Origin of the sequence: Streptomyces sp. V4I23 (assembly GCF_030817975.1) — a bacterium.
GTDB lineage: Bacteria > Actinomycetota > Actinomycetes > Streptomycetales > Streptomycetaceae > Streptomyces.
The window spans coordinates 2,011,738-2,035,411 of record NZ_JAUSZW010000004.1 but is presented as its reverse complement, the minus strand read 5'-3'; the positions used below and the strand labels follow the sequence as shown (position 1 = coordinate 2,035,411).

General features: G+C 71.1%; 23 protein-coding genes and 1 pseudogene. 17 read left to right on the top strand and 7 right to left on the bottom strand.

Annotated elements, in window-relative coordinates; all coding sequences use genetic code 11:
* Nucleotides 1-115: 115 nt before the first annotated feature.
* Both QFZ82_RS11355 and QFZ82_RS11350 read left to right on the top strand, forming a co-directional pair.
* On the top strand, nucleotides 116-1,243 hold the full coding sequence (locus QFZ82_RS11355) for a ferrochelatase (protein WP_307713058.1): 1,128 nt from the start codon (nucleotides 116-118) through the stop codon (nucleotides 1,241-1,243).
* Between the two features lie 10 nt (nucleotides 1,244-1,253).
* Nucleotides 1,254-2,054 (top strand): inositol monophosphatase family protein, encoded by an 801-nt coding sequence (locus tag QFZ82_RS11350; RefSeq protein WP_307713057.1) that lies wholly within the window; start codon nucleotides 1,254-1,256, stop codon nucleotides 2,052-2,054.
* Between the two features lie 256 nt (nucleotides 2,055-2,310).
* Here QFZ82_RS11350 and QFZ82_RS11345 read toward each other — a convergent pair whose 3' ends face one another.
* Complete coding sequence (locus QFZ82_RS11345) at nucleotides 2,311-2,478, bottom strand: hypothetical protein (protein ID WP_307713056.1); 168 nt, start codon at nucleotides 2,476-2,478, stop codon at nucleotides 2,311-2,313.
* A gap of 321 nt (nucleotides 2,479-2,799) precedes the next feature.
* Between QFZ82_RS11345 and QFZ82_RS11340 the strand changes: the two genes are divergently transcribed.
* From QFZ82_RS11340 to QFZ82_RS11325, 4 genes are all read left to right on the top strand, one after another.
* The gene (locus QFZ82_RS11340) at nucleotides 2,800-3,453 is read left to right on the top strand and encodes a response regulator transcription factor (RefSeq protein WP_307713055.1); all 654 of its coding nucleotides are present in this window, start codon (nucleotides 2,800-2,802) and stop codon (nucleotides 3,451-3,453) included.
* 5 nt (nucleotides 3,454-3,458) lie between these two features.
* The gene (locus QFZ82_RS11335) at nucleotides 3,459-4,697 is read left to right on the top strand and encodes a cell wall metabolism sensor histidine kinase WalK (RefSeq protein WP_307713054.1); all 1,239 of its coding nucleotides are present in this window, start codon (nucleotides 3,459-3,461) and stop codon (nucleotides 4,695-4,697) included.
* A gap of 383 nt (nucleotides 4,698-5,080) precedes the next feature.
* Nucleotides 5,081-5,377: a DUF4193 domain-containing protein gene (locus QFZ82_RS11330; RefSeq protein ID WP_018848140.1), complete on the top strand. Its 297-nt coding sequence runs from the start codon at nucleotides 5,081-5,083 to the stop codon at nucleotides 5,375-5,377.
* Between the two features lie 13 nt (nucleotides 5,378-5,390).
* The gene (locus QFZ82_RS11325) at nucleotides 5,391-6,344 is read left to right on the top strand and encodes a hypothetical protein (RefSeq protein WP_307713053.1); all 954 of its coding nucleotides are present in this window, start codon (nucleotides 5,391-5,393) and stop codon (nucleotides 6,342-6,344) included.
* Between the two features lie 21 nt (nucleotides 6,345-6,365).
* Here QFZ82_RS11325 and QFZ82_RS11320 read toward each other — a convergent pair whose 3' ends face one another.
* A complete protein-coding gene (locus tag QFZ82_RS11320; RefSeq protein WP_307713052.1) occupies nucleotides 6,366-6,824 on the bottom strand; it encodes a DUF3093 domain-containing protein in 459 nt (152 codons plus the stop codon).
* 58 nt (nucleotides 6,825-6,882) lie between these two features.
* On the opposite strand from QFZ82_RS11320, the gene QFZ82_RS11315 reads away from it, so the two are divergent.
* The 8 genes from QFZ82_RS11315 to QFZ82_RS11280 all read left to right on the top strand — a co-directional run bounded on the left by QFZ82_RS11315 (nucleotide 6,883) and on the right by QFZ82_RS11280 (nucleotide 14,377).
* On the top strand, nucleotides 6,883-7,503 hold the full coding sequence (locus QFZ82_RS11315) for a PaaI family thioesterase (protein WP_307713051.1): 621 nt from the start codon (nucleotides 6,883-6,885) through the stop codon (nucleotides 7,501-7,503).
* A complete protein-coding gene (dut, locus tag QFZ82_RS11310; protein ID WP_307713050.1) occupies nucleotides 7,503-8,015 on the top strand; it encodes a dUTP diphosphatase in 513 nt (170 codons plus the stop codon). The genes QFZ82_RS11315 and dut overlap by 1 nt, the downstream gene beginning before the upstream one ends.
* A gap of 1 nt (nucleotide 8,016) precedes the next feature.
* Nucleotides 8,017-8,790 (top strand): DUF3710 domain-containing protein, encoded by a 774-nt coding sequence (locus tag QFZ82_RS11305; RefSeq protein ID WP_307713049.1) that lies wholly within the window; start codon nucleotides 8,017-8,019, stop codon nucleotides 8,788-8,790.
* Between the two features lie 140 nt (nucleotides 8,791-8,930).
* On the top strand, nucleotides 8,931-9,662 hold the full coding sequence (locus QFZ82_RS11300) for an ABC transporter ATP-binding protein (protein WP_307713048.1): 732 nt from the start codon (nucleotides 8,931-8,933) through the stop codon (nucleotides 9,660-9,662).
* 162 nt (nucleotides 9,663-9,824) lie between these two features.
* Nucleotides 9,825-12,371 carry a sensor histidine kinase KdpD gene (locus QFZ82_RS11295; RefSeq protein ID WP_307713047.1) on the top strand — a complete coding sequence of 849 codons (2,547 nt, stop codon included), beginning with the start codon at nucleotides 9,825-9,827 and terminating at the stop codon, nucleotides 12,369-12,371.
* Nucleotides 12,372-12,471: 100 nt separating this feature from the next.
* Complete coding sequence (locus QFZ82_RS11290; RefSeq protein ID WP_307713046.1) at nucleotides 12,472-13,155, top strand: response regulator; 684 nt, start codon at nucleotides 12,472-12,474, stop codon at nucleotides 13,153-13,155.
* A 34-nt stretch (nucleotides 13,156-13,189) separates the two neighbouring features.
* Entirely contained in the window at nucleotides 13,190-13,615 is a 426-nt protein-coding gene (locus tag QFZ82_RS11285) for an OB-fold nucleic acid binding domain-containing protein (protein WP_177151615.1), read from the top strand.
* Nucleotides 13,616-13,618: 3 nt separating this feature from the next.
* Entirely contained in the window at nucleotides 13,619-14,377 is a 759-nt protein-coding gene (locus QFZ82_RS11280; RefSeq protein ID WP_307713045.1) for a DUF3159 domain-containing protein, read from the top strand.
* Between the two features lie 82 nt (nucleotides 14,378-14,459).
* On the opposite strand, the gene QFZ82_RS11275 is transcribed toward QFZ82_RS11280, so the two are convergent.
* Nucleotides 14,460-15,128, bottom strand: a complete 669-nt coding sequence (locus QFZ82_RS11275) for a TrkA family potassium uptake protein (protein ID WP_177151613.1) — start codon at nucleotides 15,126-15,128, stop codon at nucleotides 14,460-14,462.
* Nucleotides 15,128-15,796: a TrkA family potassium uptake protein gene (locus QFZ82_RS11270; protein WP_177151612.1), complete on the bottom strand. Its 669-nt coding sequence runs from the start codon at nucleotides 15,794-15,796 to the stop codon at nucleotides 15,128-15,130. The genes QFZ82_RS11275 and QFZ82_RS11270 overlap by 1 nt, the downstream gene beginning before the upstream one ends.
* 183 nt (nucleotides 15,797-15,979) lie before the next feature.
* On the opposite strand from QFZ82_RS11270, the gene QFZ82_RS11265 reads away from it, so the two are divergent.
* Both QFZ82_RS11265 and QFZ82_RS11260 read left to right on the top strand, forming a co-directional pair.
* Nucleotides 15,980-18,028: an APC family permease gene (locus tag QFZ82_RS11265; protein ID WP_307713043.1), complete on the top strand. Its 2,049-nt coding sequence runs from the start codon at nucleotides 15,980-15,982 to the stop codon at nucleotides 18,026-18,028.
* A 70-nt stretch (nucleotides 18,029-18,098) separates the two neighbouring features.
* Nucleotides 18,099-19,427, top strand: a complete 1,329-nt coding sequence (locus QFZ82_RS11260; RefSeq protein WP_307713042.1) for a class I SAM-dependent RNA methyltransferase — start codon at nucleotides 18,099-18,101, stop codon at nucleotides 19,425-19,427.
* Between the two features lie 776 nt (nucleotides 19,428-20,203).
* Here the strand turns inward: QFZ82_RS11260 and QFZ82_RS11255 are convergent.
* From QFZ82_RS11255 to QFZ82_RS11245, 3 genes and pseudogenes are all read right to left on the bottom strand, one after another.
* Nucleotides 20,204-20,583: pseudogene (locus tag QFZ82_RS11255) on the bottom strand (cupin domain-containing protein); the annotation flags it as partial.
* Nucleotides 20,584-20,640: 57 nt separating this feature from the next.
* Nucleotides 20,641-21,483: an SDR family oxidoreductase gene (locus tag QFZ82_RS11250; protein WP_307713041.1), complete on the bottom strand. Its 843-nt coding sequence runs from the start codon at nucleotides 21,481-21,483 to the stop codon at nucleotides 20,641-20,643.
* 109 nt (nucleotides 21,484-21,592) lie between these two features.
* On the bottom strand, nucleotides 21,593-22,363 hold the full coding sequence (locus QFZ82_RS11245) for an SDR family NAD(P)-dependent oxidoreductase (RefSeq protein WP_307713040.1): 771 nt from the start codon (nucleotides 22,361-22,363) through the stop codon (nucleotides 21,593-21,595).
* A 249-nt stretch (nucleotides 22,364-22,612) separates the two neighbouring features.
* Here QFZ82_RS11245 and QFZ82_RS11240 point away from each other — a divergent pair, with 249 nt between their 5' ends.
* Entirely contained in the window at nucleotides 22,613-23,500 is an 888-nt protein-coding gene (locus QFZ82_RS11240; RefSeq protein ID WP_307713039.1) for a helix-turn-helix transcriptional regulator, read from the top strand.
* Nucleotides 23,501-23,674: the final 174 nt, after the last annotated feature.

Sequence of the window (23,674 nt, the reverse complement as noted above, 5' to 3'; positions counted from 1 at the left end):
ATGGGCAGCCTTCACAGATTACGGCCGAACGGGTGTCCGCGCACCGCGGTTTATCCCCGCCCGGTGGCGGGGGCCTCCCGGCCGGAGCCGGGCAGAGGGTGGCAGGATCGATCCCATGTCCGATCTGCGTGATCCAGCTCCTTACGACGCCCTTCTGCTGCTCTCCTTCGGTGGCCCCGAAGGCCCGGACGACGTGGTCCCGTTCCTCGAGAACGTCACCCGCGGCCGGGGCATCCCCAAAGAGCGGCTCAAGGAGGTGGGTCAGCACTACTTCCTGTTCGGCGGCGTCAGCCCCATCAACGACCAGAACCGCGCCCTGCTCGACGCCCTGCGCAAGGACTTCGCCGGACACGGCCTCGACCTGCCGGTGTACTGGGGCAACCGCAACTGGGCGCCGTACCTCACCGACACCCTGCGCGAGATGACGGCCGCCGGACACCGCCGTGTCGCGGTGCTCGCGACCAGCGCGTACGCCTCCTACTCCGGCTGCCGCCAGTACCGGGAGAACCTGGCCGACGCGCTGGACACCCTCCGCGCCGAGGGCCTCGAGGCGCCCCGGGTGGACAAGCTGCGCCACTACTTCAACCACCCGGGCTTCGTCCGTCCCATGATCGACGGCGTGCTCGCCTCGCTGGCCGACCTGCCCGAGGACGTCAGGGCCGGCGCCCACCTCGCCTTCACCACCCACTCCATCCCCACGTCCGCCGCGGACACCTCGGGCCCCGAGCCGGAGCACGGGGAGGGCGGCGCCTACGTGGCCCAGCACCTGGACGTGGCGGCCCTGATCGCCGCCGCGGTACGGGACGAGACGGGCATCGAGCATCCCTGGAAGCTCGTCTACCAGTCCCGCAGCGGCGCCCCGCACATCCCGTGGCTGGAGCCGGACATCTGCGACCACCTCGAAGCGCTGCACGCGTCCGGCGCGCCCGCGGCCGTCATGGTCCCCATCGGCTTCGTCTCCGATCACATGGAGGTCCTCTACGACCTCGACACCGAGGCCACCGCCAAGGCCGCCGAGCTGGGGCTGCCCGTGCGCCGGTCCGCCACCGTGGGCGCCGACCCGCGGTTCGCCGCCGCCGTACGCGACCTCGTGCTGGAGCGCGCCGCCACCGAGCGCGGCATCGCCGCCGAGCGCTGCGCCCTCGGGGCGCTCGGCGCGAGCCATGACCTCTGCCCGGTCGGCTGCTGTCCGGCGCGGACGCCGAAGCCCGCGGCCGCCGGCGCCGACAGTCCCTACGCGTAAGGAGACCCCTGTGACCGACCCTCTGACGTCCGAACTGCTCACCCTCGCCCTCGAAGCCGCCCGCAGGGCGGGCGCGCTGCTGCGGGACGGCAGGCCGGACGACCTGGCGGTCGCCCGGACCAAGTCCAGCCCCATCGACGTGGTCACCGAGATGGACATCGCCGCGGAAAAGCTGATCACCGGCTATCTGTCGGAGCACCGGCCCGACGACGGCTTCCTCGGCGAGGAGGGCGCGTCGAGCAGCGGCACCAGCGGCGTGCGCTGGGTGATCGACCCGCTCGACGGCACCGTCAACTACCTGTACGGGCTGCCCACATGGGCCGTGTCGATCGCCGCCGAACGCGACGGCGAGACGGTCGTGGGAGTCGTCGAGGCGCCGATGCGCGGGGAGACGTTCCAGGCGGCCTTGGGGAACGGGGCGTACCTGGGCGAGCGGCGGCTGAGCTGCCGGCCGGCGCCGCCGCTGGACCAGGCGCTGGTGTCCACGGGCTTCAACTACGTCCAGACCGTCCGCACGCACCAGGCGGAGGTGGCGCACCGGCTGATCCCCCAACTGCGTGACATCCGTCGCGGCGGCTCGGCGGCCATCGACCTGTGCGACGTGGCCGCGGGCCGTCTCGACGGCTACTACGAGCGCGGGCTCAGCCCCTGGGACCTGGCGGCGGGCGACCTGATCGCCCGTGAGGCGGGCGCGCGCACGGGCGGCCGCCCCGGCGAGCTCCCCTCCGGCGACCTGACGGTCGCGGCGACCCCGGGCGTCTTCGAGCCGCTCCAGACCCTCCTGGAGGACCTGGGCGCCTGGCACGACTGAATTGTTGGTGGCTCGGTTCGCCCGCCTCGTGGCTGCCTGGTGAGGCGAGTGAGCCGAAGGGGCGCGGCGGCGTCGAAAGGGATGGGGGCACCTCCCAGCGGTAGCTGGGGGAGCGCGGAGGTCCGAGGAACGAGGACCGAGCACGATCGATCGTCGACGCCGTCTTAGGCGCCCCGGAGGTGAGCCGAGCCACGAAAAAACAGAACCCCGGCGCCGTCCTGCGGTGCCGGGGTTCCTTGTGCTGCTCGGAGCGGTGCTACGCCGCGCTGACCTCGACGCCGTGCTCGGCGGCGAGCCGGCGCAGGTCCTCCAGCTCGGCCAGCTCGACGTCGGCGAGGAAGTCGTCGCCCGTCTCGCGCGCCATCGTCAGGTCGGTCTCCGCAGCCTTTATGCGCTGCAGAAGTCCCGCGGTGAAAGCGTCCATGATGCGCCCCCTCGGCTAGGTCGGTGGCACGGGGGTGTGCCTGGCTGGGGTCCCCCTCGCCGGGGCGAGAGGCGGGTGATCAACCCTGGAACAGGTCGTGCTGCGCCACTACAAGGCGTGATCGTGGGTGTGCAGACGTCTTCCCCACCCGTTTCCTCAGGGAAACCTCAACTGTCCCGGGAATCGGGTTCATTCGCCGATGCTCTTGCAACGGGATTCCGCCTTACAGCCGGTTTACGCGCGTAACGGGCAGGATGTATGCGCACAGCCAGTGCAAAGGCCTGCCCGTCGCCGGACGGGCTCGGAGGAAGGAACAGCGACGTGCGCGTACTCGTCGTCGAGGACGAGCAGCTGCTCGCCGATGCGGTGGCCACCGGGCTGCGCCGGGAGGCCATGGCCGTCGACGTCGTGTACGACGGCGCGGCGGCCCTGGAGCGCATCGAGGTCAACGACTACGACGTGGTGGTCCTCGACCGTGACCTCCCGCTCGTGCACGGCGACGATGTCTGCCGCAAGATCGTCGAGCTGGGCATGCCGACCCGTGTGCTGATGCTCACCGCGTCGGGGGACGTCAGCGACCGCGTGGAGGGCCTGGAGCTGGGCGCCGACGACTACCTGCCCAAGCCGTTCGCGTTCAGCGAGCTCACGGCCCGCGTCCGCGCGCTCGGCCGGCGGACGACCGTGCCGCTGCCCCCGGTGCTGGAGCGCGCCGGGATCAAGCTCGACCCGAACCGCCGTGAGGTGTTCCGGGACGGGAAGGAGATCCAGCTCGCGCCGAAGGAGTTCGCCGTGCTGGAGGTCCTGATGCGCAGCGAGGGCGCCGTGGTCTCGGCCGAGCAGCTGCTGGAGAAGGCCTGGGACGAGAACACCGACCCGTTCACCAACGTCGTGCGCGTGACCGTGATGACCTTGCGCCGCAAGCTCGGCGAGCCGCCGGTGATTGTCACCGTGCCCGGCTCCGGCTACCGGATCTGATCCGCATGGCCTCCGTCCCCGCGCCCCCCGAGGCGCCACCGAAACCGACCTGGGACCCCAGGGAGCCGGTGCGGCCGTGGCTGCGCCCGACCATCCGGATACGGCTCACCCTGCTGTACGGCGGGATGTTCCTGATCGCGGGCATCCTGCTGCTGTCGATCATCTATCTGTTCACCGCGCAGGCGCTGCACGACGGGAGCGGGCTTCCGTTCAAGCTGCTGCCGGAGAGCAAGATCCAGCTGACCGACAACTCCTGCGAGGCGCTGACCACGGGCCTGTCGGCCGACGAGGCCAACGCCGCCCTGAAGTCGTGCTTCGCGCACCAGCGCGAGCTGGCCCTGGACGACCTGCTGCGCCGCTCGCTGTTCGCCCTGCTCGGGCTGAGCATCATCGCCTTCGCCTTCGGCTACGCAATGGCGGGGCGGGTCCTGTCGCCGCTCGGCCGCATCACCCGTACCGCCCGCCAGGTGGCCGGCTCGGACCTGACCCGCCGGATCGAGCTGGACGGACCGGACGACGAGCTGAAGGAGCTCGCCGACACCTTCGACGAGATGCTGGACCGTCTGGAGCGGGCCTTCACCGCCCAGCAGCGGTTCGTCGCCAACGCCTCGCACGAGCTGCGCACCCCGCTGGCGATCAACCGCACCCTCCTGGAGGTCCACCTCTCGGACCCTGGAGCGCCCGTGGAGCTCCAGCAGCTCGGCAAGACGCTGCTGGCCACCAACGAGCGCAGCGAGCAGCTCGTGGAGGGCCTGTTGCTGCTCGCCCGCAGCGACAACCAGATCGTCGAGCGCAAGCCGGTCGACCTGGCCGAGGTCGCCGCGCGCGCCATCGACCAGGTGCGGGCCGAGGCCGACGCGCAGGGCGTGGAGATCCGCGGGGAGCGGGCCCCCGCCGTGGTGCAGGGCAACGGCGTGCTGCTGGAGCGGATCGCGCTGAACCTCGTGCAGAACGGCGTTCGCTACAACGTGGAGGACGGCGGCTGGGTGGAGGTCTCGACGGAGGTCCAGCAGGGCCAGGCCGTCCTGGTCGTGTCGAACACGGGCCCGGTGGTTCCCGCGTACGAGATCGACAACCTCTTCGAGCCGTTCAGAAGGCTGCGGCAGGAGCGGACGGGCAGCGACAAGGGCGTCGGCCTGGGCCTTTCCATCGCCCGCTCCGTCGCGCGCGCCCACGGGGGCCGTATCATCGCGGAGCCCCGGGAGGGTGGTGGGCTTGTGATGCGTGTCACCCTGCCGGTCTGACCTGCTGAAGGACGTTCGCTTTAAGCGGAATTTTCGGGACCCACTCCCGAAGGCGCTGTTGTGCGATCGATCACAGAAGCGATTTTCAGGCCATATACTCTCCGTGACCGCACATCCTGCCGGAAAGCCGGACAAAGTCTGAGTTTCCGGGGGGTGGGATCACGGGAAGTACACGGGGTGGCGCCTGTGCAGCGCGTCCCGCGGACCGTGTACGGTCCCCATCGCCGTCCAACCCGATCACTCTTGAGGGGTCCGGTTGGGTGTCGATTGAGTAACAGACCTTGATGTGAGGCAAAATCTCCGCCTCAGGTCGGGCACAAGTCCGGCCTCTCACGCGTTACGTGCGCTGGAGACACCGCAGACACCCAGAGGGGGAGAGCGACATGGCAACGGATTACGACACCCCACGCAAGACCGACGACGACGTCGATTCGGACAGCCTTGAGGAACTGAAGGCCCGGCGGAACGACAAGTCCACCTCCACCGTCGACGTCGACGAGTTCGACGCCGCGGAGGGCATGGAGCTCCCCGGAGCCGACCTGTCCAACGAGGAGCTGGCTGTACGGGTCCTGCCGAAGCAGGCCGACGAGTTCACCTGCATGAGCTGCTTCCTCGTGCACCACCGCAGCCAGCTGGCGCGTGAGAAGAACGGCCAGCCGATCTGCCGCGACTGCGACTGAGGGCAGGTCGCCAGTGGCAGGCGAGACACCGTCCAGGAAGCGGCGCTTTCGGCGTCAGAAGCCGCCGGAGGCGCACCAGGGCGGTTCGGGCCCGGCGCAGGACGCCACGGCGTCCACCGAGCACGATGCCGCCCTGCTGCCGCACGGCGCAGGTCACGACGTGGAGCGAGGCCGCTCGGCCTCGCTCGAAGCGGCGGGCCGGGCGGGGCGTCGCCTGGCCGCGGTGCGGCAGGGCGTCGCCTGGGGCGGTGCGACCGCCAGGGTCTCGCTGGTGAAGACACGACAGGGCGCCAAGGCGGCGCTGGCCCGCCTCACCGACCGCTTCATCGAGAACGCGCCGCGCGTCCCGGTCCGTGACCTCTACACGCTGCGCAGGCAGTTCCCCGGGCTCGGCCCCGAGGAGCTCGCCGACAAGCTCGTCATGGGCGCGGCCAACGCGACGTCCACCGTCGGCGCCGGTGTCGGCGCCGCCGCGATGCTGCCCGTGCCGCCCGCCATGCCGACCGAGCTGGCCGCGGAGGTCCTGGGCGTCGGAGCGATCGAGCTCAAGCTCGTCGCCGAGCTCCACGAGGTCTACGGGCTGCGCCCGCCGGGCGGCCTCAAGGCCCGCAGCACCGCGTATCTGAACTCCTGGTCGTCCGAGCGCGGGATCGACGTGACCAAGCCGTCGACGTACAACGCGTCCATGGGCAGCCAGCTCAAGCGCCAGCTGCGCCAGCAGATCATGAAGCGCATGGTGCGCAACCTGCCCAGCCTCACGCCGTTCCTGGTCGGAGCCGCCGTCGGCGCGGTGATGAACCGCCGCGACACCCGGAAGCTCGCCGACCACATCCGCGCGGACCTGCGCAGGAGGCAGGTGCCCTGGGATGCCCTGCCGCAGCTCCCGCCGCTCGAGCAGCCGAAGGACGCGCTGCCCGGGGAGGTACTGGGGGAGACCCGGCGACTCCCGCCCTCGTCGGAGCGCTGAGCGACCCGCTCGGAGGCCCGTTCAGGCCGCGCGGACGGCTGTCACAGCCGCCGCCAGCTCCTGCGGGTGCCGCGTCGACAGGTAGACGTACGGCGTCGGGTCAGCCGGGTCGGTGACCTCGATGCGCAGCGCCGTCGGCACATAGCTGCGCAGCAGCATGAACGCCCGCGGATCCGCCTTGTGCGACCGCCAGGCACGCGCCTCCTGCGGATCCAGCACCTCGGGCGTGCCGAGCGCCGACACCGGGATCCGCGCGTCACCGGCGACCAGCGAGCCGGCCACCACGCGAATGCGGGCCGAGCCGTACGAGCTGACCAGAGCCCCCGCGAGTGCCGCCGCCCCGATCAGACCGCCGAGCATCGGCAGCGTCCCCAGCGGCAGCGCGACCAGACCGCCGCTGACGCCGGCGAGAGCGGTGACGACCCACCACGAACGGGGCACGGTCAGGCGTTCTGAGTACTGCGGGGCGGAAGGCTGCATGAATCCAAGCTTGGCACGGCGCGACCGGCGGGTATCCGCGCGGGTAAGGTCTGCGCCTGTGAGTAACGCGAACCCCCAGGCGGCGACGCCCGGCCCCCCGGCCGGCTCCACGGCGCTGACCCCGCCCGCCGACGCCGCGGCACCGGTCCGGCACCCCGACGCCCCGGCCCCCGGCGAGCTCCTCGGCGCGCACTACGACCACTGCTTCGGCTGCGGCGGTGCCCAGCCCCACGGGCTGCACCTGGCCGCCCGGGCCCAGGAGGGCGTACGCGTCACCGCCGAGTTCACCGTCAGGCCCGCACACCAGGGCGCACCGGGCCTCGCCCACGGCGGGGTCCTCGCCACCGCGCTGGACGAGACGCTGGGCTCGCTGAACTGGCTGCTGCGCGTGATCGCCGTGACCGGCAAGCTGGAGACCGACTTCGTGCGCCCCGTGCCCGTCGGCACCGTGCTGCACCTCGACGCCGAGGTCACCGCCGTCGCCGGGCGCAAGATCTACTCGCGTGCCACCGGCCGGATCGGCGGCCCGGACGGACCGGTGGCCGTCCGCGCGGGTGCGCTGTTCATCGAGGTCAAGGTCGACCACTTCATCGACAACGGCCGTGCCGAGGAGATCCGGGCCGCCATGGCCGACCCCGACCAGATCAGGCGCGCCCGCGCCTTCGAGGTGAACCCCTGATGCGTGAACCCGTCGACGTACTGATCCGCCGTGTGGACCCCGAGGTCCCGCTCCCGGCGTACGGGCACCCCGGCGACGCCGGCGCCGATCTCGTGACCTGCGAGGCAATCGAGCTGGCCCCCGGCGAACGCGCCGTTGTGCCCACGGGAGTGTCCATCGCGCTGCCCGACGGGTACGCGGCCTTCGTGCATCCGCGCTCGGGTCTCGCCGCGCGCTGCGGAGTGGCCCTCGTGAATGCCCCGGGGACGGTGGATGCCGGGTACCGTGGGGAGATCAAGGTGATCGTGGTCAATCTGGACCCGCGCGAGAGCGTGCGGTTCGAAAGGTTCGACCGGATTGCCCAACTGGTCGTCCAGCAGGTCGAGAAGGTGCGCTTCCACGAGGTGGCGGAGCTTCCCGGCTCGGCGCGGGCCGAGGGGGGCTTCGGGTCCACCGGCGGTCACGCCGCCGTGGACGGCACTACGGGTGGGAATCGATACGCTTCGGTCGTATCCGACCGGGAAGGACAGTGACGTGTTCGGACGTCGCAAGAAGAGTGGTTCCGCCGGGGACACGGCGGCGGGCGAGGCCGAGCGAGTCGCCGACCAGTCGGACGAGCTCGGCACCGATGCCGAGGAGAGCGCGCCCCGCAGGGTGAACCTCCCGCCGGCGCCCCGGCCCGACGGCCCCTGGGACGTCTCCGAGGTCTCCAGGCCCGGCGACGGCCGGGTCGACCTGGGCGGACTTTTCGTGCCCGGGGTCGAGGGCATGGAGCTGCGCGTCGAGGTCGCCGGCGACGCGATCGTCGCCGCCACGGTCGTGCTGCGCGACAGCGCCATCCAGCTGCAGGCCTTCGCGGCGCCCAAGAAGGAAGGCATCTGGGGCGAGGTCCGGGAGGAGATCGCCTCCGGCATCACGCAGCAGGGCGGGATCATCGACGAGGTCGAGGGTCCGCTCGGCTGGGAGCTGCGGGCGCAGGTGCCCGTGCAGCTGCCCGACGGCACGGGCGGCGTACAGCTCGTCCGCTTCGTCGGTGTCGACGGCCCCCGCTGGTTCCTGCGCGGCGTGATCTCCGGGCAGGCCGCGGTGCAGCCGCAGGCCGCCGGTCTGCTGGAGCAGATCTTCCGGGACACCGTCGTCGTGCGCGGCGACGGCCCGATGGCGCCCCGCGACCCGATCGTCCTCAAGCTGCCGGACGACGCCCAGATGGTGCCCGAGGGCGTCCAGCAGGAGGCGCAGGAAGGATCCCGCTTCTCCGGAGGCATGGGCCAGCTCCAGCGCGGACCCGAGATCACCGAGGTCCGCTGACAGACGTACAAGGGCGCGCGGGCCGCGATTCCCCTCCGAGGGAACCGCGGCCCACGCGCCTTTCCGCGCACGGCCGTTGCCCGTCCGCATGGCCCCTGCACATACTGTGGCCCGGAGGCTCAGGACGTACGGGGGAACGCATGACCGAGAGCAGCAGCGCGCACGGCGGCACCGCCGTCATCGGTGACCGGGCCGGCGCACCGATGGTGCGGGTGGAGAACCTGCGCCGGTCGTACGGCACCGGCGCCGCGGCCGTGCACGCGCTCCGCGGCGTCTCCTTCCAGATCCCCCGCGGCGAACTCGTCGCCCTCAAGGGCCGTTCGGGCTCCGGCAAGACCACGCTCCTCAACCTCGTCGGCGGACTCGACTCCCCGGACGAGGGCCGGATCACCGTCGACGGCATCGACCTGTCGGGGCTCGGCGAGAACGGCCTCCTGGAGCTGCGCCGGGACCGGATCGGCTTCATCTTCCAGTCCTTCGGTCTGATCCCGATCCTGAGCGCGGCCGAGAACGTGGGCGTGCCCCTGCGCCTGCGCAAGGCGGATCCGCGCGAGCGGGAGGAGCGGGTGCAGCTGATGCTCGCCCTCGTCGGCCTCGCCGACCACGCGGCCCAGCGCCCCGGCGAGCTCTCCGGCGGCCAGCAGCAGCGCGTCGCCATCGCGAGGGCCCTCGCCAATCGCCCCGCCCTGCTGATCGCCGACGAACCGACGGGCCAGCTGGACGCCGAGACGGGGCTGTCGGTGATGGAGCTCCTGCGCGCCGTCGTGCGCAGCGAGGGGGTCACCGCCCTGGTCGCCACGCACGACGCCCAGCTGCTCGACCTCGCGGACCGGGTGCTGGAACTGCGCGACGGGGAGATCGTCGAGCACTGACGGGCCGCGGCCGGCACGGGCCGGGCGCGTCAGAATCGCGTCAATACGCACCGGGGAGTCCTCCGGCGTCCCTTTCACCCCCTCGGTTCGACGTAAGGTCGACGCTGCGCGGGCAGCGGCCGACGCCGCCGCGTGACGCGGCACAGAGAAGACAATGGGGCCATGGGACGCGGCAAGCTTCGGATCTACCTGGGTGCGGCACCCGGAGTCGGCAAGACGTACGCGATGCTCTCCGAGGCGCACCGCCGCGTGGAACGCGGCACGGACTGCGTCGTCGCGTTCGTGGAGCACTACGACCGGCCGCGCTCCGAGGAGCTGCTCCACGGACTGGAGCAGGTGCCACGCCGCGAGATCACCCACCCCGGCGCCGCCTTCAGCGAGATGGACGTCGACGCCGTGCTGGAGCGCCGCCCCGCGGTCGCCCTCGTCGACGAACTCGCCCACACCAACGTGCCGGGCTCCCGCAACGCCAAGCGCTGGCAGGACGTCGAGGAGCTGCTCGCCGCCGGCATAGACGTCATATCGACCGTCAACATCCAGCACCTCGAATCGCTCGGCGACGTCGTCGAATCGATCACCGGCGTACGGCAGCCGGAGACGGTCCCCGACGAGGTGGTCCGCAGAGCCGACCAGATCGAACTCGTCGACATGGCGCCTCAGGCGCTGCGCCGCCGGATGGCGCACGGCAACATCTACAAGCCGGACCGGGTGGACGCCGCCCTGTCCAACTACTTCCGCCCCGGCAACCTCACCGCACTGCGCGAGCTGGCCCTGCTCTGGCTCGCCGACCGGGTCGACGAATACCTCCAGCAGTACCGGGGCGAGCACAACATCCGCTCCACCTGGCAGGCACGCGAACGCATCGTCGTCGGTCTCACCGGCGGACCCGAGGGCCGCACCCTGATCCGCCGCGCGTCCCGGATGGCGGCCAAGGGCTCGGGCAGCGAGATCCTCGCCGTCTACATCGCCCGCAGCGACGGGCTGACCTCCGCCTCCCCCAAGGAACTCGCCGTCCAGCGCACGCTGGTCGAGGACCTCGGCGGCACCTTCCACCACGTGATCGGCGACGACGTGCCCTCCGCGCTGCTGGAGTTCGCACGCGGGGTCAACGCCACCCAGGTCGTCCTCGGCTCCAGCCGCCGCAAGTCCTGGCAGTACCTCTTCGGCCCCGGCGTCGGGGCGACCGTGGCCCGCGACTCCTGGCCCGACCTCGACGTCCACATCGTCACCCACGACGAGGCCGGCAAGGGGCGCGGCCTGCCCGGTGCCCGTGGCGCCCGGCTCGGCCGCTCCCGGATCGCGGCGGGCTGGGCCGCCGGCGTCGTCGCGCCCGTGCTGCTGGCCCTGGTGCTGACGGGCATGGAGAACGGCCCCGGTCTCGCCAACGACGTCCTGCTGTTCCTCTTCCTCACGGTCGCGGCGGCACTGATCGGCGGACTGCTGCCCGCGCTCGCCTCCGCCGCCGTCGGATCACTGCTGCTCAACTACTACTTCACGCCGCCCACCCACACCCTCGACATCGCCGAGCCGCACAACCTCGTCGCCATCGTGATCTTCTTCGCGGTGGCCGTGGCGGTCGCCTCCGTCGTGGACCTCGCCGCCCGCCGCACCCATCAGGCGGCCCGGCTGCGGGCCGAGTCGGAGATCCTCTCCTTCCTCGCCGGCAGCGTGCTGCGCGGCGAGACCGCGCTCGACGCACTCCTCGAACGGGTCCGGGAGACCTTCGCGATGGAGTCCGTGGCCCTCCTGGAGCGCGCCGGCGACATCGAGCCGTGGACGTGCACGGCGAGCGCTGGACCCGATCCCGCGGCCCGCCCCGAGGACGCGGACGTGGACATGCCCGTCGGCGACCACATGGCGCTGGCTCTCTCCGGCCGCGTACTGCCCGCCGAGGACCGCCGGGTGCTCGCCGCGTTCGCCACCCAGGCCGCGGTCGTCCTCGACCGCCAGCGCCTGGTGGGGGAGGCGGAGGCGGCCCGGGCGCTCGCCGAGGGCAACCGCATCCGCACCGCACTGCTCGCCGCCGTCAGCCACGACCTGCGCACCCCGCTCGCTGGGATCAAGGCGGCGGTCTCCTCGCTCCGGTCCGACGACGTCGCCTGGTCCGAGGACGACGAGGCCGAGCTGCTCGCCGGCATCGAGGACGGCGCGGACCGGCTCGACCACCTGGTCGGCAACCTGCTCGACATGTCGCGTCTGCAGACCGGCACCGTCACCCCGCTGATCCGCGAGACGAGTCTCGACGAGGTGATCCCGCTCGCCCTGGCCGGCGTACCGCCGGAGAGCGTCGTCCTCGACATCCCCGAGTCGCTGCCCATGGTGGCCGTCGACCGCGGACTGCTGGAGCGGGCGGTGGCCAACATCGTCGAGAACGCCGTCAAGTACAGCCCCGCCGGCACCCCCGTCACCGTCGCGGCCAGCGCTCTCGGGGAACGGGTCGAACTGCGGGTCGCCGACCGCGGCAGCGGAGTGCCCGACGAGGAGAAGGAACGCATCTTCGAGCCGTTCCAGCGCTACGGCGACGCCCCGCGCGGCGCCGGCGTCGGCCTCGGCCTCGCCGTCGCCCGGGGTTTCGTCGAGTCCATGGGCGGCACGCTCACCGCCGAGGACACCCCCGGCGGCGGCATGACCATGGTGCTCACCCTGTGCGCCGCGCCGGGACACGGCCGCAAGGGCACCGCCGGACTGCCTGCGCGGGCGGCGACATGACGCCGCGCGGCGCGCGCGGCGCCCGCCTGCCCGGCAAGGCCCCTCGGCGCGCACAGCAGTCGCAGTCCTCCCAGCCCACTCAGCAGAAAGGCGGACCGGTATGACCCGGGTGCTCGTGGTCGACGACGAGCCGCAGATCGTCCGCGCCCTCGTCATCAACCTGAAGGCGCGCAAGTACGAGGTGGACTCGGCCCCCGACGGCGCGACCGCGCTCGACATCGCCGCCGCCCGTCACCCCGATGTCGTCGTTCTCGACCTCGGCCTGCCCGACATGGACGGCGTCGAGGTCATCAAGGGGCTGCGCGGCTGGACCAGGGTGCCGATCCTGGTGCTCTCCGCGCGCCACTCCTCGGACGAGAAGGTCGAGGCGCTCGACGCGGGCGCCGACGACTACGTCACCAAACCCTTCGGCATGGACGAACTGCTGGCCCGGCTGCGCGCCGCCGTCCGCAGGGCCGAGCCCGTCGGCAGCGGCGAGGAGGTGGTCACCGTCGAGACCGCGACCTTCACCGTCGACCTCGCGGCGAAGAAGGTGAACCGCGACGGACGCGACGTACGCCTCACGCCCACCGAGTGGCATCTGCTGGAGGTCCTCGTCCGCAACACCGGCCGCCTGGTCAGCCAGAAGCAGCTGCTCCAGGAGGTATGGGGCCCTTCGTACGGGACGGAGACCAACTACCTCCGGGTCTACATGGCGCAGCTGCGCCGCAAGCTGGAGGCCGACCCCTCGCACCCGAAGCACTTCGTCACCGAGCCCGGCATGGGGTACCGCTTCGAACGTTGATCCGGCCCCTGTGGGGGGCCGGTAGGCTTTCTGTATGAGTGCTGTACCCCGTCCCGAGAACGCGGCGAAGGACAACAGGGCGTCGAAACCCGCCGGCCGCTTCCGCCGCATGCTCGACCGGCTCTCCAGCTCACAGCAGGATCTCGAGTCGGAGGAGCTCCAGGAGGACGCCCAGGCGTCGGGGTGCACCCGTATCAGCGACTGCGGTGACCGCCAGATAGTCCGGGTCACTGGTACCTTGCGCACCGTCACCCTTCGTCCGCGGGCCGGTGTGCCCGCGCTGGAGGCGGAGCTCTTCGACGGCACGGCCCCGCTCGACGTCGTCTGGCTCGGCCGCCGGTCCATCGTGGGCATCGAGCCGGGCCGCAGGCTGATCGCGTCCGGCCGGATTTCCATGAGCCACGGCCGCCGGGTGCTGTTCAATCCCAAATACGAACTCCGACCGCTCGGACAGGAGTAGCCGGTGACGTCTGTCGACAAGCCGACCCCCACGACGAACGACCAGCAGCAGGACAGCGCGCAGAGCCCCGCCGACGCGAAGGCGGTCACCGAGGCGGCGCTGTTCGAGGCGTTCGGCGGCGTGCGCGGCATGGTGGAGACGGTCCTGCCGGGCCTGCTCTTCGTCACGATCTACACGATCAACAAGGACCTGCACATCTCGGCGATCGCGGCGCTCGCGGTCTCGCTGGTGCTGGTGGCCGTCCGGCTGGTGCGCAAGGACACCGTGAAGCACGCCTTCAGCGGCGTCTTCGGCGTGGCCTTCGGTGTCGTCTTCGCGATGATGACCGGCAACGCGAAGGACTTCTACCTGCCGGGCATGCTCTACACGCTCGGGCTCGCGCTGGCGTACATCATCACGACGCTGGCGGGCGTGCCGCTGATCGGCCTGATCCTCGGCCCGGTGTTCAAGGAGAACCTCTCCTGGCGCACCCGCAACCCCGGCCGCAAGAAGGCGTACGCGAAGGCCAGCTGGGCCTGGGGCCTGATCCTGCTCGCCAAGTGCGCGATCCTGTTCCCGCTGTACTGGTGGGCGGACACGACGCAGCTGGGCTGGGTCCTGGTCACTCTCAAGATCCCGCCGTTCCTGCTGGCCGTGTACCTGACCTGGCTGTTCCTGGCGAAGGCGCCGCCGCCGATCGACGTCTTCGCGGAGATGGAGGCGGAGGAACGCGCGGAGAAGGCCCGCAAGGCGGCAGCACAGACCCACGGCGGCGACGCGTAGCCTCAACGGCTCGCGCATACGGGACGGCCCGGAACCGATCGGTTCCGGGCCGTCCCGTATGCGCGAGGGTGCCGCCGGGTCGTCAGGACTCGCGGCGGACGGAGAGCAGGTCCTCCAGTTGCTCCTCGCGCGCCTGGGCCGCCACGAACAGCAGTTCGTCGCCCGCCTCCAGCGTCTCCTCCGTGCTCGGGGTCAGGACCCGGGGGCCGCGGATGATCGTGACCAGGGACGTGTCCTCCGGCCATGCCACGTCGCCCACCTGCGTACCCGCCAGCGCCGACTCCGGCGGCAGCGTCAGCTCGACCAGGTTCGCGTCGCCGTGGCTGAAGCGCAGGAGACGCACCAGGTCGCCCACGCTCACCGCCTCCTCCACCAGCGCCGACATCAGGCGGGGGGTGGACACGGCCACGTCCACGCCCCAGGACTCGTTGAAGAGCCACTCGTTCTTGGGGTTGTTCACCCGGGCGACGACCCGCGGCACCCCGTACTCCGTCTTCGCGAGCAGCGACACGACCAGGTTCACCTTGTCGTCGCCCGTCGCCGCGATCACCACGTTGCAGCGCTGCAGCGCCGCCTCGTCCAGCGACGTGATCTCGCACGCGTCGGCCAGCAGCCACTCCGCCTGCGGCACCCGCTCCACCGAGATGGCGGTCGGGGCCTTGTCGACCAGGAGGACCTCGTGCCCGTTCTCCAGCAGCTCGCCCGCGATGGAACGCCCCACCGCGCCGGCACCCGCAATAGCCACCCGCATCAGTGACCGCCCTCCTCGGGACCTTCCGCGAAGGCCGCCTCGACCTTCGCGATCTCGTCCGTACGCATCATCACGTGCACGAGGTCGCCCTCCTGCAAGACGGTCTGCGACGTCGGCAGCACCGCTTCGCCCAGCCGGGTGAGGAACGCGACACGTACGCCCGTCTCCTCCTGCAGCCTGCTGACCTTGTGGCCGATCCACGCCGGCGACGTGTGGACCTCCGCCAGCTGCACTCCGCCGCTCGGATCGCGCCACAGCGGCTCCGCGCCCGACGGCAGCAGCCGCCGCAGCATCTGGTCGGCGGTCCAGCGGACCGTCGCGACCGTCGGAATGCCCAGGCGCTGGTAGACCTCCGCGCGGCGCGGGTCGTAGATTCGCGCGGCCACGTTCTCGATGCCGAACATCTCCCGCGCCACCCGGGCCGCGATGATGTTCGAGTTGTCGCCGCTGCTGACCGCGGCGAACGCGCCCGCTTCCTCGATCCCCGCCTCGCGCAGGGTGTCCTGGTCGAAGCCGACTCCGGTGACGCGGCGGCCGCCGAATCCCGATCCCAGGCGACGGAAGGCCGTGGGGTCCTGGTCGACGACGGCGACCGTGTGCCCCTGCTGCTCCAGGGTCTGCGCGAGGGCGGCTCCCACTCGCCCGCACCCCATGATGACGATGTGCACGACCGTCCTTCCGGCTGTCACTGATCCTGTCTCGCTGTCAAGGCCCTCCAGGGTCTCAGACCGCCGCCCTAGCTAAACACGCGCGGTCGCCCCTTGGACCCGGGCGTCACGGGGAGACAGGATTCCGTTAAGGCCCGGGTGGGAAGTGGGCATGACTCATTTCGAACGCTTACGATCCTCCCCGTGTCCAAACTGACCGACGTGCCCAAACGGATCCTGATCGGCCGGGCGCTGCGCAGCGACAGGCTGGGGGAAACACTCCTCCCCAAGCGCGTTGCACTCCCCGTCTTCGCCTCCGACCCGCTCTCCTCTGTGGCGTACGCCCCTGGCGAAGTCCTGCTGGTCCTGTCCATCGCGGGTGTGTCGGCGTACCACTTCAGCCCCTGGATCGCCGCGGCGGTCGTGGTGCTGATGTTCACGGTCGTCGCCTCCTACCGGCAGAACGTCCACGCCTACCCCAGCGGCGGCGGCGACTACGAGGTCGCCAACACCAACCTCGGCCCGAAGGCCGGCCTCACCGTCGCCAGCGCGCTGCTCGTCGACTACGTCCTGACCGTCGCCGTCTCCATCTCCTCCGGCGTGGAGAACCTCGGCTCGGCCATCCCGTTCGTCGTCGAGCACAAGGTGCTCAGCGCCATCGTCATCATCGTGCTGCTGACGCTGATGAACCTGCGCGGCGTGAAGGAGTCGGGCAAGCTCTTCGCGATCCCGACGTACGTCTTCGTCACCGGCGTCTTCATCATGATCCTCTGGGGTGCCTTCAAGGGCATCGTCCTCGACGACACCATGCGCGCACCGACCGCCGACTACGAGATCAAGCCCGAGCACCAGGGCCTCGCCGGCTTCGCGCTCGTCTTCCTCCTGCTGCGCGCCTTCTCCTCCGGCTGTGCGGCGCTCACCGGCGTCGAGGCGATCAGCAACGGCGTCCCCGCCTTCCGCAAGCCCAAGAGCAGGAACGCCGCGACCACGCTGCTGCTGATGGGCGGCCTGGCCGTCACCATGTTCTGCGGCATCATCGGCCTCGCGATGGCCACCGACGTCAAGATGGCCGAGAACCCCGCCACGGACCTGATCGTCGACGGCGCCCCGGTCGGCGCCGACTACGTCCAGCACCCGGTGATCTCGCAGGTCGCCGCCGCCGTCTTCGGCGACGGCACGTTCTTCTTCGTCCTGCTCGCCGCCGCCACCGCGCTCGTGCTGTTCCTGGCCGCGAACACCGCGTACAACGGCTTCCCGCTCCTCGGCTCGATCCTCGCCCAGGACCGCTACCTGCCGCGTCAGTTGCACACCCGCGGCGACCGACTCGCCTTCTCCAACGGCATCGTGCTGCTGGCCGGCGCGGCGATACTGCTCGTCTGGATCTACGGGGCCGACTCCACCAAGCTGATCCAGCTCTACATCGTCGGCGTCTTCGTCTCCTTCACGCTCAGCCAGACCGGCATGGTCCGGCACTGGAACCGGCACCTGAGGACGGAGCGGAACAAGGCCAAGCGCCGCCACATGATCCGCTCCCGCGCGATCAACACCTTCGGCGCCTTCTTCACGGGCCTGGTGCTGGTGGTCGTCCTCGCCACCAAGTTCACGCACGGCGCCTGGGTCGCCCTGCTCGGCATGGTGATCTTCTACGGAACGATGACCGCGATCCGCAAGCACTACGACCGGGTCGCCGAGGAGATCGCCGCACCCGACGAGCCGAGCGACGACAGCGTGCGCCCCTCCCGTGTGCACTCGATCGTCCTGGTCTCCAAGGTCCACCGGCCGACGCTGCGCGCCGTCGCGTACGCCAAGCTGATGCGCTCCGACAAGCTGGAGGCGCTGAGCATCAACGTCGACCCGGCCGAGACCAAGGCGCTGCAGGCCGAGTGGGAGCGGCGCGGCATCAACGTCCCGCTGAAGATCCTCGACTCCCCGTACCGCGAGGTCACCCGCCCGGTCATCGACTACGTCAAGAGCCTCCGCCGCGAAAGCCCGCGGGACGCGGTCAGCGTGATCATCCCGGAGTACGTGGTCGGCCACTGGTACGAGCACCTGCTGCACAACCAGAGCGCCCTGCGCCTCAAGGGCCGGCTGCTGTTCACGCCCGGCGTGATGGTGACCTCGGTGCCGTACCAGCTCCAGTCCTCCGAGGTCGCGAAGAAGCGGGCCAGGAAGCGCCAGGAGTGGAACGCGCCCGGCTCGGTGCGCCGCGGTCCGGTCGACGAGCGCCCCAAGCAGCCGGCCGCCAAGAGCTGAGCTGCGGGCCACGTAGACTGGTGGGCTGCCGCTCCGGCAGCCCCCGTCTCACCTCTGGAGTCACCTCGTCATGCAGAACGCACCTGATTCTTCGCTGATCGGGGAGGAGTACGAGGTCGAGGTCGGTCCCGTGGCGCACGGCGGCCACTGCATCGCCCGCACCGACGAGGGCCGCGTGCTGTTCGTCCGGCACGCGCTCCCCGGCGAGAGGATCGTCGCCCGGGTCACGGAGGGCGAGGAGGACTCCCGCTTCCTGCGCGCCGACGCGGTGCGCGTCCTGGAGGCGTCCAAGGACCGCGTCGAGGCCCCGTGCCCCTATGCCGGACCCGGCAAGTGCGGGGGCTGCGACTGGCAGCACGCCAAGCCGGGTGCGCAGCGGCGCCTCAAGGGCGAGGTCATCGCCGAACAGCTGAAGCGCCTCGCGGGCCTGACGCCCGAGGAGGCCGGCTGGGACGGCACCGTGATGCCGGCGCCGGGCGACAAGGTCCCGGCCGGCGAGGTGCCCGCGTGGCGCACGCGCGTGCAGTACGCGATCGACGCCGAAGGCCGGGCCGGACTGCGCAAGCACCGCTCGCACGACGTCCAGCCCATCGAGCACTGCATGATCGCGGCGCCGGGCGTCAGCGAACTGGGCGTCGAGAAGCGGGAGTGGCCGCAGATGGCCACGGTCGAGGCGATCGCGGCGACCGGTTCGAACGACCGCCAGGTCGTCCTCACCCCGCGCCCCGGCGGCCGGCTGCCCCTGGTCGAACTGGACAAGCCGGTCTCCGTGCTGCGCGTGGACGAGAAGGACGGGGGAGTGCACCGCGTCCACGGCCGCGCCTTCGTCCGCGAGCGCGCGGACGAGCGCACGTACCGCGTCGGCATGGGCGGCTTCTGGCAGGTGCACCCGCAGGCAGCGGACGTGCTGGTGAAGGCCGTGATGCAGGGCCTGCTGCCCCGCAAGGGCGACATGGCGCTCGACCTCTACTGCGGCGTGGGCCTGTTCGCCGGGGCCCTCGCGGACCGGGTGGGCGAGAAGGGCGCGGTGCTCGGCATCGAGTCCGGCAAGCGCGCTGTGGAGGACGCCCGCCACAACCTCCAGGACTTCGACCGCGTCCGCATCGAACAGGGCAAGGTGGAGCAGGTCCTGCCGCGTACCCGGATCACCGAGGTGGACCTGATCGTCCTCGACCCGCCGCGCGCGGGCGCCGGCAAGCAGACGGTCAGGCACCTCGCGTCCCTGGGCGCCCGCCGCATCGCGTACGTGGCCTGCGACCCGGCGGCGCTGGCGCGGGACCTGGCGTACTTCCGCGAGGGCGGCTACAAGCCGCGCACGCTGCGGGCGTTCGACCTGTTTCCGATGACGCATCACGTGGAGTGCGTGGCGATCCTGGAGCCGGTCCGAGAGGGCGCCTGACCTGCGGTTTCTCTGAAATGGCCGTCGATTCCACCTGTTTCCGGTGGGTGCAACAGGTGGACGTGGAGCACACTGCCTGAGCTGCGGTTTCCGGTGCTTCGGCGGCGGGTTGCGCGCCGAGTCGCCGTGCTTCGGCGTGTTCTTGACGCACGAATGACGCACGTTCTGAACAGCCGTTAGCTGCGTCGGGGTCTGTGCGTGATTGTGGGCGAGCCCTGCTGTGTGGGATCTGCCCTAACGCTTCGATGGGGCGGTGGCCCGGGTCACCCACATGAGCAGGCGTGACACTGTGTGACGACGGTCCAGGCCGGGGCGCACTCGCGGGGGCGTTTCCAGCCTGCCGTCCGTGTTTCGGCGATCCCTTCAGCACCCCGCCGCCGGAGCCAGTGTGCTGCTGCGGCGAGCAGTGCCGTGGTACCGGCCACGTTGGTCGGCTCGGGCAGAAGAGCGAAGTGGGGGGAGTGGTTGACGGGCGCGCTGTGGGACGGGGTGGCGCCGGGTGTGTCGTCGAGTAGTTCGTGGAGGGCCGGGTTCGTGCCACCGAGGTGCCAGAAGACGGAGGGGGCCCCGAGCACGGTTCGAAGGTCCCGAAGTCTTGCCGGCGTTCAGAGGCTGGGGGAGCGTGATCACTCGTTCCTGGCCGAAGGCTTCGGCCAGGGCTGCGGTCACGACTGCGGTGGTCTAGACGGGACTGCCCTCCCCCTCCCGGCGCGCCGAGCTGCGAGAGAGGGACGGGCAGGCCGGCTGGTCAGCGGCGGCCGGCAAGGGCTTCCGCGTTGCTGGTCGGTGACGGGCTCCAGCCAGGTGGTGCCGTCGCCGTTGCCGTCACCGACCACGAGGGCGATGTGCGCCATGAGGTTGGTGTCGGTGGCGCCGTGCCAGTGTTCCTAGCCGACGGGGCACTTGACGGTCTCGCCGGCGCTGACGCGTACGACATCGCCGCCGCGGGTGCCGACCAGGCCGACGCGTCGGTGATGTACAGGACCTGGCCCAGGACGTGGGAGTGCCAGTTGGTGCGGGCGCCCGGGGTGAAGCGCACCAGGGCGGCGACCAGGCGGGACGGTTCAGAAGGCGGCTCGATCATGTTGAGGTAGACGTCGCCGGTGAACCGCTCGGCCGGGGCCTGCATGGTGGGAGTCTCGGTGACGTGTTCCATGGCACCTGTCCTTGATCACTGCTCGGGGAAGAGGTCACACGCTGGTCGGGCTGCCGCTCAGGCAGCGTCGTCGTGGCCGAGGTTGCCGCCCAGCTCACGAGAGGCTTCGACCTGCGCGAGAAGCTCCTGGGCCTTGGCCGTGACGCCCTCGATGGCGTCGGCGCCGGCGACGAAGCGCAGCGGCGGCTGGTCCTGGCCGGCGAGGGTCAGCAGGGCGTGGGCGAGCTTGGCGGGGTCGCCGGGCTGCTGCCCGTTGATGCTCTTCCAGGCTTCGACCGTCGCGGTGGTGCGCTCGGCGTAGTCGTCGATGGTCGGCTCGGGCCAGGTGGTGGAGGCGTCCACGAGCAGCTCGGTGCGGAAGTAGCCGGGTTCCACGATCGTGGTGCGGATGCCGTACGGCTTGATGTCGTGGTGCAGGGCTTCCATCCAGCCCTCGACGGCGAACTTGGAGGCGGCGTAGGCGGAGGTGAACTCCGTGCCGACCAGGCCGGCGAGCGAGGAGATGGTGATGACGTGGCCGTCGCGCTGAGCGCGCATGACGGGCAGGACGGCGCGGGTGACGTTCATCGGGCCGAAGAGGTTGGTCTCGATCTGCCGGCGCATGTGCTCCGGCGAGATCTCCTCGAAGTACCCGGCGAAGAAGTTCCCGGCGTTGTTGATCAGGACATCGATGCGGCCGAACCGGTCGACCGCAGCCTGCGCGGCCGCGTGCGCGTCGTCCAGGCTGGTGACGTCCAGCTTGGTGACCAGCAGGTTGTCCTGCGGCCCGCCCAGGGTCTTCTCGACCTCCTCGGGGCGGCGGCCGGTGGCGACGACCTGATGCCCGGCCGCGAGGGCCTCGCGGACGATGTCCGTGCCGAGACCCCGTCCGGCACCGGTGACGACAATGACCTTGCTCATGAGGGATTCCTTCTCGGGTGCCGCATGCGGTGCCCGGTGGGTATGGGGGGTGGTTGACGGGTTGCGTTGGCCAGGGAGGCCGGCTGTGGCGGCTAGGCGGTGGAGGTGCTCAAGCCTGTTCGGTGGGCATGATCCACAGCTCGCCGACGGCGGCGTGGCGGGGGCGGGTGACCATGTAGGCGACGCCGTCGGCGATGTCCTCGGGGGCGAGGACCTCGGTCCCCTCGAAGTAGGGGTCGATCAGTTCGCCGCGGACTTCGGGCTTGTTGTGCGTGCCCAGTTCGCTCTCCACGGCGCCTGGCTCGAGGACACCGACGCGCACGCGGCGCTGGGTGACTTCCTGGCGCAGGGACTCGGTGAAGGCGTGCACGCCGAACTTGGTGGCGTTGTAGACGCCGAAGCCCTTGCTCGCCACGCGGCCGGCGTACGAGCCGATGTTGACGATGTCGGCGACCTGGCGCGGGTCCTGTTCTGCGGCCTTCAGCAGGTGCGGCAGGGCGGCGCGGGTGGTGTAGAGCAGGCCCTTGACGTTGATGGCGATCATGCGGTCCCACTCCTCGGCGTCCGCGCCGACGACGGGGCCCAGGAGCATCAGACCGGCATTGTTGACCAGCGTGTCCAGTCGGCCGAACCGCTCGATGACCTGTTCGACGGCCCCCTCAGCCTGGTTACGGTCGGTGATGTCCGCTCCCACCACCATCGCTGTGCCGCCCGCCTTGACGATCTCGGCGGCAAGAGCTTCCAGACGGTCCTTGCGGCGGGCCACGAGCGCCACCGAGGCCCCGTCCTCGGCGAGCCGACGGGCGGTGGCGGCGCCGATCCCGCTGCTCGCGCCGGTGATGAGTGCGACGGTGCCGGTCAGTGTCGATGCCTTGGGCATGGTCCTCTTCTCCAGACGGATGGTGTGAGGGGAAACGGGGGCACCGCCGATCTCCTGTGTGCCTGTGTCGCACACGCTTCGCAAATCGAGATCATCTTGCGGATGCCGTGAGCCGTACCGTCGGCCCGCTATCCAGACAACCACCCGTCGACCGCCTGCGGGCCCGCGTATGGGGTACGGCCCTTCAGGGGGTCTGCCAGTACCCCTTTGAAGGGCCCCGGCGGCGGGAGGCCGCCGTACGGTGGATCCATGGACCGCAGCAGCGAGATCCGTGAGTTCCTGCGCACCCGCCGGGCCCGGATCACCCCCGAACAGGCCGGCCTCGCCCCACATGGCGGCGCCCGCCGCGTGCCGGGACTGCGCCGCGAGGAAGTCGCCCAGCTCGCCGGGGTCAGCGTCGACTACTACGTCCGCCTGGAGCGGGGCCGCACCCAGGGCGTCTCCGAAACCGTCCTGGAGGCCGTCGCCCGCGCCCTGCAGCTGGACGAGGCCGAACGCGCCCACCTCTTCGACCTCACCCAGCCCACCACCGCCCGGACCCGCCGCAAGCGCCCCCTCGCCCCGCAGAGGGTCCACCCGGTCCTGTACCGGACCCTGGACTCTCTCAGCGTCCCCGCGGTGGTCCAGGGGCGCCGCACGGACGTCCTGGCCGCCAACCGGCTCGCCTACGCCCTCTACACCGACTTCGAAGCCCGGCCCCGCCGCGAGCGCAACTTCGCCCGCTTCGTCTTCCTCGACGAGGCCGCCCGCACGCTGTACGCCGACTGGGATCAGGTCGCCAGCGACTGCTTGGCCGCGCTGCGCCTGTACGCCGGACGCCACCCCGACGACCCGCAGCTCACCGAGCTGATCGGCGAACTGTCCCTGCACAGCGCCACCTTCCGCCGCCTGTGGGCCGACCACAACGTCATCGCCCACACCTCCGGCATCAAACGCCTCCACCACCCGCTCGTCGGCGACCTCACCCTCGACTTCGTGGCCCTGGCCGTCGAAGGCGACCCCGACCAGACCCTGGTCATCTACACCCCGGAACCCGCCTCCCCCTCCGCAGAAGCCCTGAGTATCCTCGCCAGCTGGACCGGCACCTCCACCACCGGCCCGCGCACCTCCGAACAGACACACAAGCCGGCCGGCTGACACCCGCGACGCGAGCGTCGGGCTGCTTCCGGACCGGACCGGCAACGATGGTCTGCGCCTGGTCGGTGCGGCGGCCCAGCCGGCACAAAGCCTCAAAGGCCGACGCCGCATCCGTCGGCGCCGAACGACGGGGCGGGCCGGCCCTTCACCAGGCGTCGTGGGCGACGCCGGTTC